Source organism: Mycobacterium sp. (assembly GCF_965229105.1).
GTDB lineage: Bacteria > Actinomycetota > Actinomycetes > Mycobacteriales > Mycobacteriaceae > Mycobacterium.
Genome location: NZ_OZ245858.1, coordinates 4,687,750 through 4,702,128 on the forward strand (window position 1 = coordinate 4,687,750; position 14,379 = coordinate 4,702,128).

Sequence of the window (14,379 nt, forward strand, 5' to 3'; positions counted from 1 at the left end):
AGTATGAAACACAGCCCAGAGCTGGGTTTCGACGACGAAGGTCGGCCAGTGCTGATAACCGCCGCCGCTCCCGCCTACGAAGTCCAGCACCGGCAACGCGTGCGCAAGTACCTCACCATCATGTCGTTTCGCGTGCCCGCGCTGCTGCTGGCCGCACTCGCCTACAGCGTCTGGCATAACGGCCTCATTTCGTTGGCGATCATCGCCGTATCGATACCGCTGCCCTGGATGGCCGTGCTCATCGCCAACGACCGCCCGCCTCGCAAAGCAGAGGAAGCACGGCGGTTCGAAGACAACCGGCGACGCACTCCCCTGTTCCCGACCGCGGAGCGACCGGCTCTCGAACGTGGCGCACCGCAACCAGACTCGGATGATCAGTGGCCCGGCGACTCTCGATGAGAACTCTCTAGCCCTATTCTCAGTACATTCTCAGGTCGTCATCGCATCAGTGCAGTTCAGAGGGTGTGAAACCGCGACGGTGTGGGAACTCTTTCCTCCAGTCAGGCGTTGAACCACATGACAGTTCGAGCCAGTAGGAGGCCGCTATGGCAAATGCCGCCGCAAGGATTGACGGAGACCTGGATAGCCAGAGTCCAGCTGCAGATCTCGTCCGGGTGTATCTCAACGGCATCGGCAAGACAGCGCTGCTCAACGCCGTAGAGGAGGTGGAACTCGCCAAGCGAATTGAGGCCGGGTTGTATGCCCAGCATCTGCTCGCGACGCGGAAACGCCTGGGCGATAACCGAAAGAGTGAACTGGCCCAAGTCGTTCGCGACGGCCAGGCGGCGCGTAGCCATCTGCTGGAAGCCAACCTGCGTCTGGTGGTTTCGTTGGCCAAGCGCTACACCGGTCGCGGCATGCCGCTACTGGATCTGATTCAGGAAGGAAACCTGGGTCTGATCCGTGCGATGGAAAAGTTCGACTACGCCAAGGGCTTCAAGTTCTCGACGTATGCGACGTGGTGGATCCGCCAGGCGATCACCCGCGGCATGGCCGATCAGAGCCGCACGATCCGGCTGCCAGTGCATCTGGTGGAGCAGGTCAACAAGCTGGCCCGGATCAAACGCGAGATGCACCAGAACCTCGGGCGCGACGCCACCGACGAAGAGTTGGCAGAAGAGTCCGGAATCCCGGCCGAGAAGATCGCCGATCTGCTGTCACACAGCCGCGACCCGGTAAGCCTCGATATGCCGGTCGGCAGCGACGAAGAAGCGCCCCTGGGCGACTTCATCGAAGATGCGGAAGCGCTGTCGGCGGAGAACGCGGTGATCGCCGAACTACTGCACACCGATATCCGCAGCGTGCTGTCCACCCTCGACGAGCGTGAGCATCAGGTGATTCGCCTGCGCTTCGGACTCGACGACGGACAGCCGCGGACGCTCGACCAGATCGGCAAGCTGTTCGGTCTGTCACGTGAGCGGGTCCGCCAGATCGAACGCGAAGTGATGGCAAAGCTCCGTCACGGCGATCGCGCCGAGCGGTTGCGCTCCTACGCCAGCTGACCAACCCGAAGTCAGTATGCCCGCCGTGCCCCCCGGCGGGCATACTGCTGTCCGGCCCAGGTCCGGCCGCGCCGGATAGCGCTGGCCCCTTCTCGGCTACGTTCCTTGGGGCCTCGGTCCCCCGCGTCGTGTTAGGGAACCATTCACCCAGCTAGCCCAGTAGACTCACGGGCAACGGAGGTGCCAAATGAATGACCTGGTCGATACCACAGAGATGTACCTGCGGACGATCTACGACCTCGAAGAAGAGGGCGTGATTCCGCTGCGTGCACGTATCGCCGAGCGGCTGGAGCAGAGCGGGCCCACTGTCAGCCAGACGGTATCCCGGATGGAACGCGACGGGCTGTTGCACGTGGCCGGTGACAGGCACCTCGAACTGACCGATAAAGGCCGGATGTTGGCGATTGCCGTGATGCGTAAGCACCGGTTGGCCGAACGGCTGCTCGTTGATGTCATCGGCTTGCCGTGGGAAGAGGTACACGCCGAAGCCTGCAAGTGGGAGCACGTCATGAGCGAAGACGTCGAGCGTCGCCTCGTCGCCGTGCTCGACAACCCGACCGTATCGCCGTTCGGCAACCCGATCCCCGGTCTGTCTGAGCTCGGTTTCGGCGCCACCCACCGTTTCGAAGAGACCGGTCTCGTTCGGCTGACCGAACTCCCGGCCGGCTCGCCCGTCGCGGTCGTGGTACGTCAGCTGACCGAACACGTGCAGGGCGATATCGCACTGATCGGTCGACTCAAGGATGCCGGTGTGGTGCCGAACGCCAGGGTAACCGTCGAGATGAATCCGCTCGGTGGCGTCATCATCCTGGTGCCCGGCCATGAGAACGTCGAGCTGCCCCACGAGATGGCGCACGCGGTCAAGGTCGAGAAGGTCTGAGGGCTCACCCGGCACGCCTGGTGAACGGCTGCCGCGACGGCAGCCGGATCCCAAGTTCGCCGGCCACGCGGTAACCGGTCAGCGCCAGCTCGCGGATCTTTTCCGGACGCATACCCGACGCAAGGGCCGTGTCGAGCATTCCCGCCATCCGGTGGGTGGGGACACAACGCAGCGCGGCTTCCAACGACACCCCGGCCAACGGCCCGTCGCCGCGGACGTAGGCGCTGAAGGCGAGCAACACCAGTGGCTCGACCCGCCACGGTTCAGGTAGCCGGCGCGCCAGTGCTGCCCACAGGGATTCCGCGGGCCCCGCGCTCTCCCCGACCGCCAGCGCGAACATGGTGTCGCGTACCTGCACATCGATGAGGGCGCAGCCCAGAGCGGCGATCTCCGCATCGGCCAGTGGCGTGCCGTCCGCTACCCGGGCGGCTGCACTCAACGCGGCCTGGACATCGCGACGCGCGCAGCCGTCGGGGTCATCGGATCGCTGTTGTTGATCATCGGCCAGTCGGGCCGTGATGGCGTCGACGAGCGCGACAGCCCCAGCGTCGTCATCGCTGGCGATGACTGCCTGCAACTCGGCGCGGTTGGTGTAGAGCCGGCGCCCGTCGAGGACCGCGGCAACAGCCACCGGCGAGGACTTGGGGTCCTCGACGCGACCCTGGGATCCGCAGCCATCCACACAGTGCCACCGGCCGCCAGCCCCGACCCGGTCGACCACGTGGGCAGCCCACAACTCGATACCGTGCGCGCACAACGCTGTGGTCAGGCTGTCGCACAACTGCCGGTGCTCCTCGTTGCACATCGGGCAGGACGCCCCCGCGGCGTCGACGATCACCGCGATCACCGCGTCAGGGCGGGCCGCGGCGGTCACCTCGACCAATTCGTCCAGGCCGTCGGCCAGCTCCGGAGACAGGTCCACCCGGAGAACGGCGCCCATCTCCCCGCTTTCCACCGACACCACGACCAGGGAATTCTCCGGAGTGAAGCCGAGCACAGCGGGTAGGGCGGCGATCAGCGCGCCGGGGCGGTTGAGGGTGAAGTCGCGATCGTGTCGTGTCATGTCCGAACGGTCGCAATCGACACCGTCAGCGGACTCCGCCGGACAGGTGCGCGGACCGCAGTTGTGGATGAAGGGGCAACTGTGCACAGGTGTTGTTCACGCGGTATTGACCGTCTCGGCATGCGAGATTCCCACAACCGGCGTAGACACCTCTCATGGGTTCGCAAGAGGAGTATGACCTCGTCGTCATCGGTTCAGGGCCGGGCGGCCAGAAGGCCGCCATCGCGGCCGCCAAGCTCGGCAAATCTGTGGCGGTCATCGAACGGGGCCGCATGCTCGGCGGTGTCTGTGTGAACACGGGCACCATCCCGTCGAAGACCCTGCGTGAGGCTGTCGTCTATCTGACCGGGATGAGCCAGCGCGAGCTCTACGGCGCGAGCTACCGGGTCAAGGAGAAGATCACCCCCGCTGATCTGCTGGCCCGCACCCAGCACGTGATCGGCAAGGAAGTCGACGTTGTGCGTTCTCAGTTGATGCGCAACCGGGTCGAGCTCTACGTCGGGCACGCGCGCTTCATCGACGAACACACCATCCTGGTCGAAGATCCCGGCCGTGCCGAAAGCATCACTGTCCGCGGCAAATTCATCGTCATCGCGACGGGGACCAAACCCGCAAGGCCGCCCGGTATCGAGTTCGACGAAAATCGGGTGCTGGACTCCGACGGGATCCTGGATCTGAAGAACATTCCCGGGTCGATGGTCGTCGTGGGGGCTGGCGTCATCGGCATCGAATACGCCTCGATGTTCGCCGCGCTCGGCACCAAGGTGACCGTTGTCGAGAAGCGCGACTCGATGCTGGACTTCTGCGACCCGGAGATCGTCGAAGCACTGCGCTTCCACCTGCGGGATCTGGCGGTAACCTTCCGGTTCGGCGAAGAGGTGACCGCGGTGGACATCGGTTCCGCCGGAACGGTCACCACCCTGGCCAGTGGCAAGCAGATCCCTGCCGAGACCGTCATGTACTCCGCGGGGCGCCAAGGCCAGACCGATCACCTCGACCTGGCGAATGCCGGCCTCGAAGCCGATAACCGTGGCCGCATCTTCGTCGACGACGACTACCAGACCAAGGTCGACCACATCTATGCCGTCGGCGATGTCATCGGGTTCCCGGCGCTAGCCGCTACCTCGATGGATCAGGGCCGCCTCGCCGCGTACCACGCGTTCGGCGAGCCGTGTAAGGGCATGACCGAACTGCAGCCGATCGGCATCTACTCGATCCCCGAGGTGTCCTACGTCGGCGCCACCGAGGTTGAGCTGACCAAGGATTCGGTTCCCTACGAGGTCGGGGTGTCGCGCTACCGCGAACTCGCCCGCGGGCAAATCGCAGGCGATTCCTACGGGATGCTCAAGCTGCTGGTGTCCACCGATGATCTGAAGATCCTCGGCGTCCACATCTTCGGTACCGCCGCAACAGAGTTGGTGCATATCGGCCAAGCCGTGATGGGCTGTGGCGGCACCATCGAATACCTTGTCGACGCGGTCATCAACTACCCCACGTTCTCGGAGGCCTACAAGGTGGCGGCGCTCGATGTGATGAACAAGCTGCGGGCGTTGAGTCAGTTCAAGGCGTAAAGCTCAGCACTGCGAGTCGAAGGTGTTCGGCGCGACGTCACCGGGGGCACCTGCCTCGGCACGCGTCAGCAACTGCCCGGTAGCGGCATCGAAAGGTGCTGAGTAGGAGATGTTTTCGTCGCACCCGCCGCCGTCGAGGCCGCCGATCACCCCGGTCACTGTCGATCCGCTGATCCACGGGGCCCCACTGGTGCCATCCACCAGACCGCCGCACTTGAGCGTCGGGTAGCCATCCGGGGTCGTCGCCGTGTCCGCCTGACAGCTCAGCGGCCCGCCGCCGTCCCCGAGCGGGTAGCCGGTGACGGTGACCGAGGTGCCTGCCTTGGGCGCGGTGCCCAACGTCAGGCCCGAACCGGACTGGGCTTCGATCGATCCGCCGCCGTCGCGGCTGACCCGCATGATCGCGTAATCGGCCAGCGGATCCTGGCTGGCCACCCAGCGTGGGTCGAGGTAGACCGCGTCGACGTTCCAAATGTCGCCCGGAGCCGCCTCGTCGGAAAACGCCGGCACGAACGTGGCCGGCAACCCGTCGGCCAGGCAGTGCGCTGCGGTCAGGACCAAATCACCGGTCGATGAGTGCAGTACCGACCCCGAGCAGGTGTGCAACGTGCCGCCGCCGAGGAACACCGCACCGACTCGTGGATCGGGACCGACCTGCGCGGCGCTGACCGCGACCAGGTCGGTGGCTGCCGCCCTGGCTGCGGGAGTGGTGGTCGGCACCGAGGCACTATGGCCGCTACACCCGGCCGCCAGGAGTGCCACCGCAGGGGCTGCCCGCCAGATCCGCATGAACGTCGATCATGCCTGATGACACTGCCGGGCGCTGTGGTGGAATGTCAGCTCCCCGGCAGCGCGTTGCCAGGAAGACGAGCGGTCGTGGCGGGTCAGCCACGGCACGATTCGCGATCTGAGGGACACTAGAGGTCACGGCAGACGAACTGTCACACGGAACGTCACCTGCCGTGGCGAGGAGGCAGAGATCCATGACTAGCGAGACAGGCCCAGAACCCAGCTCGGCGCCGGACCCACATCCGCGGTACCAGCCTGAGCAGACCGGGATGTACGAACTGGAGTTTCCGGCACCGCAGCTTTCCACCGAGGACGGCCGCGGACCGGTGATGCTGCATGCCCTTGAGGGTTTCTCCGACGCCGGTCACGCCATCAAATTGGCCGCCAACCACCTCAAGGACGCTCTCGACACAGAACTGGTCGCATCGTTTGCCATCGACGAGCTGCTCGACTACCGGTCCAGGCGACCTTTGATGACGTTCAAAACCGATCATTTCACCCATTACGAGGACCCTGAGCTGTCGCTGTTCGCGCTGCACGACAGCGTCGGGACACCGTTCCTCCTGCTGGCCGGGATGGAGCCGGATCTCAAATGGGAGCGGTTCATCACCGCGGTGCGCCTGCTGGCCGAACGACTCGGCGTCCGCCAGACCATCGGGCTGGGTTCTATTCCGATGGCGGTGCCGCACACCAGGCCGGTGACATTGACCGCGCACGCCAACAACCGTGAGCTCATCGACGACCACACGCCGTGGGTCGGTGAGGTGCAGGTTCCTGGCAGTGTGTCGAATCTGTTGGAGTACCGGATGGCCCAGCACGGGCACGAGGTCGTCGGGTACACCGTGCATGTGCCGCATTATCTGGCGCAGACCGATTACCCGGCCGCCGCGCATGCGCTGCTGGAGCAGGTCGCCAAAATCGGTTCGCTGGAATTGCCGATGACGGCACTGACCGAGGCCTCAGCAGACGTACACACCAAAATCGACGAACAGGTCGCAGCCAGCCCAGAGGTCGCTCAGGTGGTGACAGCGCTGGAGCGACAGTACGATGCATTCGTTGCCGCGCAAGAGAACAGATCGTTGCTGGCTCATGACGAGGAGCTGCCAAGCGGCGACGAGCTCGGAGCGGAGTTCGAACGTTTCCTGGCCCAACAGGCGGGTGAGAATTTCAAGGACCCGTTCCGCGACGAGAACGGCACCACCTGACCCAGACAGCGCCACCTGGCCCGACGACGAGGTTGGACGATATGACACCGGTTATGCAGGTACGCGCTGATGCCTCGTAAGCCCAATCTCCAATCGGTACGCGAGCTGACACCGTCGCTGGAGTTCCGCACCATCCACGGCTACCGGCGGGCCTTCCGGATCGCCGGTTCCGGGCCCGCCCTGCTGCTCATCCACGGTATCGGCGATAACTCGACGACGTGGAGCACCGTGCACGCGAAACTTGCGCAGCGGTTCACGGTGATCGCGCCCGATCTGCTGGGCCATGGCCAGTCCGATAAACCGCGCGCCGATTATTCGGTGGCGGCGTACGCCAATGGGATGCGGGATCTGATGGGCGTGCTCGATATCGAACGCGCCACTGTCGTGGGTCACTCGCTGGGTGGTGGGGTGGCAATGCAGTTCGCCTACCAGTTCCCGCAGCTGGTGGAACGCCTCATCCTGGTCGGGGCCGGTGGGGTGACCAAGGACGTCAACATCGCGCTGCGGATCGCGTCGCTACCGATGGGCGGAGAAGCGCTCGCCCTGCTGCGCCTGCCGTTGGTCCTGCCGACCCTCGGCGTCGCGGGCCGCGTCGCGGGCACACTGCTCGGAAGGACCGCGGTGGGCCGCGATCTACCCGACGTGCTGCGGATTCTGCGCGACCTGCCCGAGCCGACCGCATCCTCGGCATTTACCCGCACGCTGCGCGCCGTAGTGGACTGGCGCGGGCAGGTGGTGACCATGCTCGATCGATGTTATTTGACCGAATCTGTTCCCGTGCAACTTATCTGGGGACGCCAAGATGTGGTGATCCCCGTCGAGCATGCCCATATGGCCCATGCCGCCATGCCCGGTTCGCAGTTGGAGATCTTCGAGCGCTCCGGCCACTTCCCCTTCCACGACGATCCGGACAGGTTCGTCGAATTGGTCCAGCTGTTCATCGACTCCACAGCGCCCGCCCCCTACGACCAGAACGCTCTCCGCCAGCTGCTGCGTAATGGCATCAGCGAGGGCGGCCTCTCCGGTTCCATCGACACCAAGGTGGCGGTACTCGACGCGATGGGCTCTGACGAACGCAGCGCGACCTGAGCTGACCGTCTGACTGATCCGCGCAATCCAGCCCAGTAGAGTCGGTTCATGGGTATCGAGGTGACAGTCCTACGCGTTTTCACCGATTCAGACGGCAATTTCGGGAACCCCCTTGGTGTTGTCGTCGGCAGTTCCGTACCGCATCAGGACCGCCAGCAGCTGGCCGCTGAATTGGGTTACAGCGAAACGATTTTCGTCGACCTCCCGGTGGAGGGTTCCACCTCGGCGCATGCCCGCATCTTCACTCCGGCGACCGAAATGCCCTTCGCCGGGCATCCGACCGTCGGGGCCTCGTGGTGGCTGCGGTCAGTGGGCGCACCGATCAAGACGCTGCAGGTGCCCGCGGGCATCGTGCAGATCGACTACGACGGTGAGCTGACCGCGGTCAATGCCCGCGCCGAGTGGACACCGGAATTCGCGATTCATGACCTGGATTCGTCAGACGAGTTGGCCGCCGCCGATCCAGAAGATTTCGACGACGACAGCAAGCACTACCTCTGGACCTGGACAGACCGGTCTGCCGGTGCCATTCGATCGCGGATGTTCGCCCCCAGCCTGGGCATTCCCGAGGATGAGGCCACCGGCGCCGCGGCGGTACGGATAACCGATTACCTGAGCCGCGACCTGGCCATCACCCAGGGAAAGGGTTCGCAGATCGAGACTCGATGGAGCCCTGAGGGCTGGGTGCGCGTAGCCGGCCGCGTCGTCAATGACGGAGTGCGACACGTCAATTGAGGGTGACCGCGTCAGCTGGGGGCGATCACCTTGCGATGCTCGCGTAAATCCTTGATCTCGCGTTCGAAATCCTCGGCTGATGAAAACGACCGGTACACCGAGGCGAACCGAAGGTAGGCGACCTCATCGAGCTCACGCAGGGGGCCGAGAATAGCCAGACCGACCTCGTTACTCGGGATCTCAGGGGAGCCGCCCGCGCGGACAGTGTCCTCCACTTGCTGGGCCAGCAGGTTCAATGCATCGTCGTCGACCTGTCGGCCCTGACAGGCGCGACGCACCCCGCTGATCACCTTCTCGCGACTGAACGGCTCGGTGACGCCACTGCGTTTGACCACCGCCAGCACCGCTGTCTCCACTGTGGTGAATCGTCGGCCGCATTCCGGGCATGACCGGCGACGTCGAATCGCCTGACCTTCATCGGCTTCCCGCGAGTCGACAACCCTGGAATCGGGATGCCGGCAGAAAGGACAGTGCACTACCGCTCCTTGCCCGGGCCGACGGTGGAAATCCCCCGCCTCAGAGCGTACCTGCGGGAGCCACCGCGCAGCCACCGCCGTGCGCAGCCTCAGCCGACCGGGGCGATCAGGGTCTGCCCGGCGTCGATGGCCACCGAGTCGAGCTTGTTGAGTTCACGGATGCGTTCGATCACCGGACCGGTCGGCGCGTCAGGCGCCACCCGGGCGGCAACCTGCTGCAACGTCTCCCCCGTCTGAACCTGAACGACGGCCAACTTGCTCGGCACCGGAGCCGTGACACCCTGCACGGCTGCCCCGAACTGGGCGACCACTCCGAGCCAGATGGTGATCAGCGCGGCCAGGAGCGCAAGCGCGACCGTCGTAAATGGGGTGATGGGCCGCCTGCGGTGCGACGCCCGCGACATCAACACCCCTGTTCCCCGGTAGCGCACCGGGGCGCCCGCGGCCCGCCCGGGGCCTGGACGGCGCCGCGCGTCTGCCGCACGGGGCCTGCGACGGACCGGCCGTTGCGGGGCACGGGTGACCGGCCGCTCGTCTGTCCAGATGTCGATCATCGAATCCGCCGTAACCGTCCGCATTGCTGTTCCTTTCGACTTTTTCCCGGTAGCCATCTTCGCCCCTATGTTCGAAACGTACTCGCTCATGTGTTCGATCGAAAGCCCTATCCGAACATGTGATCGATTCGTAGCCGAACCATAAAACGTGCCACCGACAAAAACGCATCCGTCACATCTGTCACACCGGCACCACCGACCCCGGGCCTGGCCACCCGCGACACGCGTCGAACACATGTTTGATTATCGGAGTGTGGACGACTAGATTCGCCTGCATGGGCGACAGCAAGGACACCTCGACGAGTTCAGACGATGCCGTAAGCGGGCCGCGAGACACCACGCTGACGGAGCGGCAGCGCACCATCTTGGACGTCATCCGCTCTTCGGTGAGCACCCGCGGTTATCCGCCGAGCATCCGCGAGATCGGCGACGCCGTCGGCTTGACGTCGACCTCGTCGGTGGCACACCAGCTGCGCACCTTGGAGCGCAAGGGCTTCCTACGGAGGGACCCCAACCGGCCGCGCGCCGTCGATGTCCGCACGGCCGACGATATGCAGCCGGCCGTGGTGACCGAGGTTGCGGGTTCCGATGCGCTCCCAGAGCCGACGTATGTGCCGGTGCTCGGCCGGATTGCCGCCGGTGGGCCCATCCTGGCAGAAGAGGCCGTCGAAGATGTCTTCCCACTGCCCCGCGAGCTCGTCGGCGAGGGTTCCCTGTTCCTGCTCAAGGTCGTCGGTGAATCGATGATCGACGCCGCCATCTGCGACGGCGACTGGGTGGTCATACGTCAGCAGAATGTGGCCGAAAACGGCGATATCGTCGCGGCGATGATCGACGGCGAAGCCACGGTGAAAACGTTCAAACGTGCGGGCGGTCAGGTGTGGCTGATGCCCCACAACCCGCTCTTCGACCCCATCCCGGGCAACGAAGCCGCAATTCTCGGCAAGGTCGTCACCGTCATCCGCAAGGTGTGACCGGCCTGGCGGTAGGTCTCAGTCAGCTTTGGTGAAACCGTTCGCCTGAGCGAGTTGCTCCGTGGCGAACCAGATTTCAGCCACCGTCTGGTCGTACCCCGGACTGTCGGGAGTGTGATACCTGCCGGAGCGCATGCTGCCCTTGATCGGATAGCCCTCGGGGGCCTCGTTCGGATCGTCAAGCGGTAGGTGGATAGACGGTGGGGCGGTGACCTCTTCGTCGATATCGGGTTCCATCACCTGCGCGGTGCTGGCCGAATCGTCCCATTCTGGTTCTTCCCAGTCCGGCGGTGGTGGTGGTACCGCGCCGTAGACGGGAGCGAACAGTGACTGTGGCTCAGGCAGATACGAATCATCGTCGGGTGCCGTCCAGACTGACCGTCCGGTATCTGGATCGCTCAACGCGGCGTGGCGTCCCGACTGCTCACGGTCATCGTCACCCTGTACCTGCGTCGGTGCGGTATCCACATTGTCGGGATCTTCTTCGGCGTCCAGCACGTCGTCGTCGTCTGCCTCGTGCGAGCCGTGATGGGTGAACAGACCGACGCCAGATGGCGACTCCCCCTCGCTGTTCGGCGGCCCGCCCCAGGTGCGCTCCGGCGCCTCAGGGACCTCGTGATCCGGCCAGCCGACGCCAGAAGAGACATAGGCATTCTCAGCGTCAGGATCGACGAAACGAGAGCGCCCGTCAGCCGTTTCAGGTTCTCGAGATGCCCAGTTCTCTTGTTCGTCCGGCAGATCGGTGTCGTCTTCGCCATCGTGATCGTCAACGTGGTGATGGGACCGTCGGCGCAGCAGCATCACACCGAACGCGACCAACGAGGCCAGCAACAGGACCGCCAGCGGAACAATCCACCACAGCCACCACGTGTGGAATTGGAACTTGTTGTCACTCTTGGCCTCCGGCGTCGGTGCTGCCGGTGGAGCAGGTGCAGCGCTCTGGGCCGGTACCTGAAGGCCCACCAACTGATCGGCGAGTTCCTTGGGGTCGCTACTGAAGGTGTTTTTCTTGGTGTCAAAGGAGATTTGGCCGCCACTGAACTTTTGCGTGACGACGTCACCGTCGGTGTTCTGGCCGGAAACTGGCACACCCAACGCGCCCGCAGCCCCGCCGAGCTTGTCCCACGCGGCTTTCATCGCGCCACGGACGGGAACTGCGCCATGCTCGGCGGTCCAGAAGATGACCGGACCATCCGCGCCACCGAAGGCGCTGACCCGGCTGCCCGGCACTCCTCCGTCGGCCTCACCGGCGCTGGGGAAGCCCAGTTCACCGGTCGGGCCGCCCAACGATTCGTACTCGGCGAGGATGGCGCCACTGATTACGTGCGCGCCGGTGTCCGGGGCGAAGAAGATCTTGCCGCCGGCGAAGTCCTGTTCGGCGCCGTTATCGCCGATGACCTTCTGGTCACCTTGACGTAGGCCGAGCGGGCCTGAGGCCCCGCCCGCCGCACGCCAGGCCGTGTTGATCGACGATGTCGCATCGGTCGGGACGCTCAGATTTGCCAGCTGACCGGCCAGGTCCGGCGGCTCTGTGGTGAATTGCTTGCTGTCGGTGTCATAGGACACCTGACCACCGGTGAACGTCTGCGAGATGACCGCGCCGTTGTACGTTTCGTCGGCCGTGGGGACCCCAAGCACACCCGCGGAGCCGCCGAGCGTGTCCCAGGCCGCGTTGATCGGCCCACGCACCACCCAGGCGCCGGCGTCCGGCGTCCAGAAGATGACCGGTTTGTCGCCTGCGCTGAAGGTGGTGTTGCGGCTGTCGGGACTGACGCGACCCGGGCCTTCGTCGATATTCGGAAAGCCGAGATCGCTGTCGGCGGGGCCACCCAGTGCCCGGTACTTGTCCAGGATTGCCCCGTACATCGCCCGCGCACCGGTGTCCGGGGTGAAATAGACAGCGCCGCCCGCGAAGTTCTGCCCGAATCCGGCGCCGACGGGGTACACGCCACCGTCTTTGGGGCCCAGCTGCGAGGTATCGCCGCCTGCAGCGGTCCAAACAGAGTTGATCGCGTCATCGGCGTCGGTCTGCGGATCCGCAGAAGCGACGGGCGCCATCAGGGTCACCATGGCAGCCGCGGCCACCAACCCCAATGTCGTCCTGACCGTTTTAGTCCAGAAACGAGCCCATCGGAATGGATTTCGCTGCGTCGTCATGCACACACTCCCCGCGGTTTTCGGCGCTGTGCGCCCATGACGCCGCCCCCATCAACTCTGCGACAGAAATCAGCGCTTACAGGCCATTTCGCCGTCATTTCGGAGACAATACCGACCAGATACCGAAATAACGTGCAGCCGCGACGACACGCGCGCCAGTTTGATGACTGCAAAGCCGCCCTGAAGTGCGCGCTCAGACTCCCAGCGAGCGCCCGATGATCTCCTTCATGATCTCGGTGGTGCCACCGTAAATCGTCTGCACCCGCGCATCCAGATAGGCGCGGGCAACCGGGTATTCGCGCATGTATCCATAGCCGCCGTGCAATTGCAGGCAGCGGTCCACCAGGCGGACCTGTGCCTCGGTGGTGTACCACTTGGCCATCGCGGCCTGCTCGGCGGTGAGCTTCTCGTCGAGGTGCAATCGGATGAACTCGTCGACCATGATCCGCACCGCGGTGGCTTCGGTGGCCAGCTCTGCCAGCAGGAATCGGCTGTTCTGCTGGCTGCCGATCGGCTTGCCGAAAGCCTTGCGCTCCTTGGCGTACTGCAGTGTCTGCTCGAGTACGGTCTCCATTGCCGTCGCCGCCATCACCGCAATGTTGAGGCGTTCCTGCGGAAGGTTCTGCATCAGGTAGATGAAGCCCAAACCCTCCTCGCCAAGCAGGTTTTCGACCGGAACCTTGACGTCGGTGAACGACAGCTCCGCGGTGTCCTGGGCGTCGAGACCGATCTTGTCCAGTTGCCTGCCGCGTTCGAAGCCCTCCATACCGCGTTCGACCACTAGCAGCGAAAAGCCCTGAGCGCCCTTCTCGGGGTCAGTCTGGGCGACGACGATCACCAGGTCGGACAGGATGCCGTTGGTGATGAAGGTCTTGGAGCCATTGAGGATGTAGTGGTCGCCTTCTTTGACCGCACGGGTTTTGATGCCCTGCAGATCGCTGCCGGTACCCGGCTCGGTCATGGCGATGGCAGTGATCATTTCGCCGGAGCAGAACTTCGGCAGCCACCGCTGCTTCTGCTCTTCGGTGGTCAGTTTCAGCAGGTACGGCGCGATGATGTCGTTGTGCAGACCGAAGCCAAGACCGCTGTACCGCCCGGCCGTGGTTTCTTCGGTCAGGATGACGTTGTACCGGTAATCGGGGTTGCCGCCGCCGCCGTACTCTTCGGGCACCTGCGTACCGAGGAAGCCCTGCTTACCAGCCTCCAGCCAGACGTTGCGGTCGGTGAGGTGGTCCTTTTCCCACTGGTCATGGAACGGCGCGACTTGACGTTCCAGGAATGCGCGATACGACTCCCGGAATAGCTCGTGCTCGGGCTCGAACAAGGTGCGCTCAAACTTGACGACTCCCACGGGGAACCTCCATCGGTCGGTATCGGAAATATG

General features: G+C 64.5%; 14 protein-coding genes. 8 read left to right on the top strand and 6 right to left on the bottom strand.

Translation table 11 applies throughout. From position 1 onward, the window contains the following. Positions 1–3 precede the first annotated feature (3 nt). From ADBZ9O_RS21900 to ADBZ9O_RS21910, 3 genes are all read left to right on the top strand, one after another. Complete coding sequence (locus tag ADBZ9O_RS21900; RefSeq protein ID WP_526525015.1) at positions 4–399, top strand: DUF3099 domain-containing protein; 396 nt, start codon at positions 4–6, stop codon at positions 397–399. 146 nt (positions 400–545) lie between these two features. After that, the gene (locus tag ADBZ9O_RS21905) at positions 546–1,502 is read left to right on the top strand and encodes a sigma-70 family RNA polymerase sigma factor (protein ID WP_526525016.1); all 957 of its coding nucleotides are present in this window, start codon (positions 546–548) and stop codon (positions 1,500–1,502) included. A 187-nt stretch (positions 1,503–1,689) separates the two neighbouring features. Further along, the gene (locus ADBZ9O_RS21910; protein ID WP_526525017.1) at positions 1,690–2,382 is read left to right on the top strand and encodes an iron-dependent transcriptional repressor DtxR; all 693 of its coding nucleotides are present in this window, start codon (positions 1,690–1,692) and stop codon (positions 2,380–2,382) included. A 4-nt stretch (positions 2,383–2,386) separates the two neighbouring features. Here the strand turns inward: ADBZ9O_RS21910 and ADBZ9O_RS21915 are convergent, their stop codons facing one another. Further along, positions 2,387–3,445, bottom strand: coding sequence for a DUF4192 family protein (locus ADBZ9O_RS21915; protein WP_526525018.1), 1,059 nt, complete (start codon positions 3,443–3,445; stop codon positions 2,387–2,389). A 155-nt stretch (positions 3,446–3,600) separates the two neighbouring features. On the opposite strand from ADBZ9O_RS21915, the gene sthA reads away from it, so the two are divergent. Then, positions 3,601–5,016, top strand: a complete 1,416-nt coding sequence (gene sthA / locus ADBZ9O_RS21920) for a Si-specific NAD(P)(+) transhydrogenase (protein ID WP_526525019.1) — start codon at positions 3,601–3,603, stop codon at positions 5,014–5,016. 3 nt (positions 5,017–5,019) lie between these two features. Here sthA and ADBZ9O_RS21925 read toward each other — a convergent pair whose 3' ends face one another. Next, on the bottom strand, positions 5,020–5,736 hold the full coding sequence (locus ADBZ9O_RS21925; RefSeq protein ID WP_526525020.1) for a trypsin-like serine peptidase: 717 nt from the start codon (positions 5,734–5,736) through the stop codon (positions 5,020–5,022). A 263-nt stretch (positions 5,737–5,999) separates the two neighbouring features. On the opposite strand from ADBZ9O_RS21925, the gene ADBZ9O_RS21930 reads away from it, so the two are divergent. The 3 genes from ADBZ9O_RS21930 (at position 6,000) to ADBZ9O_RS21940 (ending at position 8,834) form a co-directional block, all read left to right on the top strand. Then, positions 6,000–7,010, top strand: a complete 1,011-nt coding sequence (locus ADBZ9O_RS21930; protein ID WP_526525021.1) for a proteasome assembly chaperone family protein — start codon at positions 6,000–6,002, stop codon at positions 7,008–7,010. A 66-nt stretch (positions 7,011–7,076) separates the two neighbouring features. Further along, positions 7,077–8,099 carry an alpha/beta fold hydrolase gene (locus ADBZ9O_RS21935; RefSeq protein ID WP_526533376.1) on the top strand — a complete coding sequence of 341 codons (1,023 nt, stop codon included), beginning with the start codon at positions 7,077–7,079 and terminating at the stop codon, positions 8,097–8,099. 48 nt (positions 8,100–8,147) lie between these two features. After that, positions 8,148–8,834 carry a PhzF family protein gene (locus tag ADBZ9O_RS21940; protein ID WP_526525022.1) on the top strand — a complete coding sequence of 229 codons (687 nt, stop codon included), beginning with the start codon at positions 8,148–8,150 and terminating at the stop codon, positions 8,832–8,834. An 11-nt stretch (positions 8,835–8,845) separates the two neighbouring features. On the opposite strand, the gene nrdR is transcribed toward ADBZ9O_RS21940, so the two are convergent. Together nrdR and ADBZ9O_RS21950 are read right to left on the bottom strand one after the other, a co-directional pair. Next, the gene (gene nrdR, locus ADBZ9O_RS21945; RefSeq protein ID WP_526525023.1) at positions 8,846–9,310 is read right to left on the bottom strand and encodes a transcriptional regulator NrdR; all 465 of its coding nucleotides are present in this window, start codon (positions 9,308–9,310) and stop codon (positions 8,846–8,848) included. Positions 9,311–9,399: 89 nt separating this feature from the next. After that, positions 9,400–9,888, bottom strand: coding sequence for a LysM peptidoglycan-binding domain-containing protein (locus ADBZ9O_RS21950; RefSeq protein WP_526525024.1), 489 nt, complete (start codon positions 9,886–9,888; stop codon positions 9,400–9,402). Between the two features lie 251 nt (positions 9,889–10,139). Between ADBZ9O_RS21950 and lexA the strand changes: the two genes are divergently transcribed. Next, positions 10,140–10,838, top strand: coding sequence for a transcriptional repressor LexA (lexA, locus tag ADBZ9O_RS21955; protein ID WP_526525025.1), 699 nt, complete (start codon positions 10,140–10,142; stop codon positions 10,836–10,838). An 18-nt stretch (positions 10,839–10,856) separates the two neighbouring features. Here lexA and ADBZ9O_RS21960 read toward each other — a convergent pair whose 3' ends face one another. Both ADBZ9O_RS21960 and ADBZ9O_RS21965 read right to left on the bottom strand, forming a co-directional pair. After that, on the bottom strand, positions 10,857–12,908 hold the full coding sequence (locus tag ADBZ9O_RS21960; protein WP_526533378.1) for an LGFP repeat-containing protein: 2,052 nt from the start codon (positions 12,906–12,908) through the stop codon (positions 10,857–10,859). Between the two features lie 280 nt (positions 12,909–13,188). Next, the gene (locus ADBZ9O_RS21965) at positions 13,189–14,346 is read right to left on the bottom strand and encodes an acyl-CoA dehydrogenase family protein (RefSeq protein WP_526525026.1); all 1,158 of its coding nucleotides are present in this window, start codon (positions 14,344–14,346) and stop codon (positions 13,189–13,191) included. Positions 14,347–14,379: the final 33 nt, after the last annotated feature.

Excerpts from the sequence above, each read along its gene's own strand:
- ADBZ9O_RS21915 (WP_526525018.1), bottom strand. The coding sequence starts at position 3,445 with ATGACACGACACGATCGCGACTTCACCCTCAACCGCCCCGGCGCGCTG.
- ADBZ9O_RS21940 (WP_526525022.1), top strand. The coding sequence starts at position 8,148 with ATGGGTATCGAGGTGACAGTCCTACGCGTTTTCACCGATTCAGACGGC.
- ADBZ9O_RS21910 (WP_526525017.1), top strand. The coding sequence starts at position 1,690 with ATGAATGACCTGGTCGATACCACAGAGATGTACCTGCGGACGATCTAC.
- ADBZ9O_RS21950 (WP_526525024.1), bottom strand. The coding sequence starts at position 9,888 with ATGCGGACGGTTACGGCGGATTCGATGATCGACATCTGGACAGACGAG.
- sthA (WP_526525019.1), top strand. The coding sequence starts at position 3,601 with ATGGGTTCGCAAGAGGAGTATGACCTCGTCGTCATCGGTTCAGGGCCG.
- lexA (WP_526525025.1), top strand. The coding sequence starts at position 10,140 with ATGGGCGACAGCAAGGACACCTCGACGAGTTCAGACGATGCCGTAAGC.
- ADBZ9O_RS21960 (WP_526533378.1), bottom strand. The coding sequence starts at position 12,908 with ATGGTGACCCTGATGGCGCCCGTCGCTTCTGCGGATCCGCAGACCGAC.
- ADBZ9O_RS21930 (WP_526525021.1), top strand. The coding sequence starts at position 6,000 with ATGACTAGCGAGACAGGCCCAGAACCCAGCTCGGCGCCGGACCCACAT.
- ADBZ9O_RS21900 (WP_526525015.1), top strand. The coding sequence starts at position 4 with ATGAAACACAGCCCAGAGCTGGGTTTCGACGACGAAGGTCGGCCAGTG.
- ADBZ9O_RS21905 (WP_526525016.1), top strand. The coding sequence starts at position 546 with ATGGCAAATGCCGCCGCAAGGATTGACGGAGACCTGGATAGCCAGAGT.